This window comes from Nocardioides sp., assembly GCF_024509035.1.
Lineage (GTDB): Bacteria > Actinomycetota > Actinomycetes > Propionibacteriales > Nocardioidaceae > Nocardioides.
The window spans coordinates 1-3,315 of record NZ_JANINT010000228.1 but is presented as its reverse complement, the minus strand read 5'-3'; the positions used below and the strand labels follow the sequence as shown (position 1 = coordinate 3,315).

At 73.4% G+C, this 3,315-nt stretch carries 3 protein-coding genes; all 3 read right to left on the bottom strand.

What is annotated here, in order from left to right:
* Window positions 1-25: 25 nt before the first annotated feature.
* The gene (locus Q0L15_RS16035; protein ID WP_296605452.1) at window positions 26-940 is read right to left on the bottom strand and encodes a type II secretion system F family protein; all 915 of its coding nucleotides are present in this window, start codon (window positions 938-940) and stop codon (window positions 26-28) included.
* Between the two features lies 1 nt (window position 941).
* On the bottom strand, window positions 942-1,913 hold the full coding sequence (locus Q0L15_RS16030) for a type II secretion system F family protein (protein ID WP_296605451.1): 972 nt from the start codon (window positions 1,911-1,913) through the stop codon (window positions 942-944).
* On the bottom strand, window positions 1,910-3,315 hold a 1,406-nt coding region (locus tag Q0L15_RS16025; protein ID WP_366939585.1), incomplete at its 5' end, for a CpaF family protein. The genes Q0L15_RS16025 and Q0L15_RS16030, both read right to left, overlap by 4 nt.

Sequence of the window (3,315 nt, the reverse complement as noted above, 5' to 3'; positions counted from 1 at the left end):
CGCGACCGGACCGCGCGGGCGCCCATCAGAACGTGTCCATGATGCTCAGGGCCGCGGGGCCCAGGACGACCACGAAGAGGCAGGGCAGGATGCAGAAGATCAAGGGCACCGTGATCTTGACCGGGACCTTCTGGGCGCGCTCTTCGGCGTGCTGGCGGCGCTTGACCCGGATCTCGCGCGACTGGACGCGCAGCACCTGGGCGATGGGGATGCCGAGGGAGTCGGCCTGCACCATCGCCCCGACGAACGTGCGCAGCTCGGGCACGGTGGTCCGGGCGGCCAGCGAGCGCAGCGACGCCGAGCGGCTCTGTCCCAGCTGCATCTCGCGGAGCACCCGGGCCAGCTCGTCGGCGAGCGGGCCCGTGGTGTTGCGGGCCACCTGCTGCACGGCGGCGTCGAAGCCGAGGCCCGCCTCGACGCTGATCGTGAGCAGGTCGATCGCGTCGGGGAGCTCGCGCCGGATGCGTTCGGCCCGGTCGTAGCCCACCTGGTAGAGGTACATCGCCGGCGCGAAGAACCCGGCGACGAGCCCGGCCACGAGCAGCAGCACGATGATCGGGACCGCGGGCTCGACCAGGAGCGCGACGAGCGCCGCGACGACCAGCCCGCCGACGGCGCCGAGGACGGTGCCGGTCAGGTAGCGGTCGACGGTCCAGCCGGCGGGGTTGCCGGCGAGGTCGAGCTTGTGGCGGACCCGCTCGGGAGCGTCACGACCGGCGACCCGGCGCCCGAGGCCGAGCAGCCGGCCGCGGAGCGGGTCGAGCACCCGCTCGCCGAACGAGGTCTCCACCTCGGCCGCCACGACCTCGGGCGTGGCCGAGGAGGCCTGCACGAGCTCGAGCGAGCGGGCCACGCCGTGGCTCTCGCGGGAGCCGCCCACCGCGAGCGCGAGCAGGAGCACCGCGACCGCAAGCAGGAGGACACCCAGCACGAGAGGCATCTCAGACCTCCACCTTGACCAGGCGGCTCATCCAGAACACGCCCACCGCCAGCCAGAGGGCGCCGCCGAGGAGCATCACGATGCCGCGGGGGTCCTCGAAGAGCGGCATCAGGTAGTCGCGGCTGGTGAGCAGCAGGTAGAGCATGAACAGCGGCGGCAGCGCGCCGAGCACCCACGCCGAGAGGCGCCCCTCCGCGGACAGCGCGGAGACCTGGCGGCGCACGTACTCGCGCTCGCGCATCGTCGCCGCGACCGTGTCGAGCAGCTCGGCGAGGTTGCCACCCACCTGACGCTGGATCCGGATCGCCATCACGGCCCAGGCCAGGTCGGCGCTGTCGAACCGCTTCGCCACGGCCTCGAGGGCGTCCTCCAGCGGCATCCCCAGCCGCGTCTCGACCAGTGCCCGGCGGAACTCCGCCGCCACGGGATCCGGGCCCTCCCGACCGACGGTCTCGGCGGACTGGGCGAGCGAGAGCCCCGCGGCCAGCGAGCCCGACATCAGCTGCAGCGTCTCCGGCACGGCCGCGCCGAAGGCCGCGACGCGCCGACCGCGGCGCAGGCCGAGGTAGAGCCAGGGGCCGAGCGCGCCGACGACGAGGAACAGCGCGAAGACGGCGACGCTGCCGGTGCCGAGGAGGAGGCCGGTCAGCCCGGTCGCGACCAGCACCGCCGTGTGCACGAGCAGCCACTCGGCGGGCTCGAGCCGACTGCCGGCGCCGTCGAGCCGGTGCCGGATGCGCTCCTCGAGACCGCGGTTGCGGTGGAGCACCTGCGAGGCGGCGTCGGTGGCCTGGGCGAGCGGGTCGGGACGGTCGACGGCCGAGGTCGCGATCGGCCCACCGCCCCCGACGTACGCCGTCACTCGCTCGGCCGGGGTCATCTCGGTCCTCGGCGCGGGGGAGGCGAGCAGCACCAGCACAGCGAGCAGCCCGAGCCCGATCGCTGCGGCGCCGACGACCAGGAGCCACGTCATCGTCGGCCAGCCATGAACAGGGCCGGGTCGACGGTCACGTTGGCACCGGCGAGCTTGTCGAGCAGCTTGGGGCGCAGCCCGGTCGCGACCAGGCCGCCGAGCGAGCGCCCATCGGCGTCGAAGCCGGGGCTCTGGTCGAAGACGAAGATGTCCTGGAGGGTGACGACGTCGCCCTCCATGCGCTCGACCTCGGTGACGTGGGTGATCCTGCGGGTGCCGTCCTTGAAGCGGGTCTGGTGGACGATGAGGTCGAGGGCCGAGGCCATCTGCTCACGGATCGCGCGCACCGGCAGGTCCATGCCCGCCATCAGCACCATCGTCTCGATGCGTGCGAGGGTGTCGCGGGGTCCGTTGGAGTGCACGGTGCAGATCGACCCGTCGTGGCCGGTGTTCATCGCCTGCAGCATGTCGAGCGCCGAGGCGTCGCGGACCTCGCCGACGACGATCCGGTCGGGGCGCATGCGCAGTGCGTTGCGCACCAGGTCCCGGGTGTCGACGCCGCCCTTGCCCTCGATGTTGGCGGGGCGCGACTCGAGGCGGACGACGTGCTCCTGCTCGAGCTGCAGCTCGGCGGCGTCCTCGATGGTGACGATCCGCTCGTCGGCCGGGATGAAGGAGGAGAGCACGTTGAGGGTGGTCGTCTTGCCGGCGCCGGTGCTGCCCGAGACGATCACGTTGAGCCGGCCGCGGACGCACGCAGCCAGGAAGTCCCGCGCCTGGTCGCTCAGCGTGCCGAACCGCACCAGGTCGTCGGCGGTCAGGGGCGTGGTCGCGAACTTGCGGATCGTCAGGGCGGACCCGTCGATCGCGAGCGGGGGGATGACCGCGTTGACGCGGCTGCCGTCGGGCAGGCGGGCGTCGACCATCGGGCTCGACTCGTCGACGCGCCGGCCGATGCGCGACACGATCTTGTCGATCACTCGGCGCAGGTGGGCCTCGTCGACGAAGCGGGCGGCGGTGGGCTCCAGCCGCCCGTCGCGCTCGATCCAGATGCTGTGCGCGCCGTTGACCATCACCTCCGAGACCGTCGGGTCGCGCAGGAACGGCTCGATCGGGCCGTAGCCGAGGATGTCGTCGGTGATCTCCTGGGTGACCCGGGCCCGGTCGCTGTGGCTGAGCGGCCGGTCCTGGGCGCCGAGGACGTCGGCGAGCACGGCCCGCACCCGCTGGTCGAGGTCGTCCTGGTCCATCTCGGCGGCGTACAGCTGGGGCCCGAGCTGCTGGAGCAGCTCGGCGTGCACGCTGCCCTTGATCTCCTCGATCCGGTCCTGGCGCCCCGCCTGGGTCTTGCGTCGCCCGAGCGCGGCCTCCGGTGCCGGCTCCGTGGCCGGGTCGGCGGACGGCTCGGCCGGAGCGGTGGCGGCCACCACGGGGGCGGCGGCGTCGGGCGCCGTCTCCGGGG

What these genes read in the sequence shown, in the direction of transcription:
- Q0L15_RS16035 (WP_296605452.1), bottom strand. Translation starts at nt 940, where the DNA reads ATGCCTCTCGTGCTGGGTGTCCTCCTGCTTGCGGTCGCGGTGCTCCTG.
- Q0L15_RS16030 (WP_296605451.1), bottom strand. Translation starts at nt 1,913, where the DNA reads ATGACGTGGCTCCTGGTCGTCGGCGCCGCAGCGATCGGGCTCGGGCTG.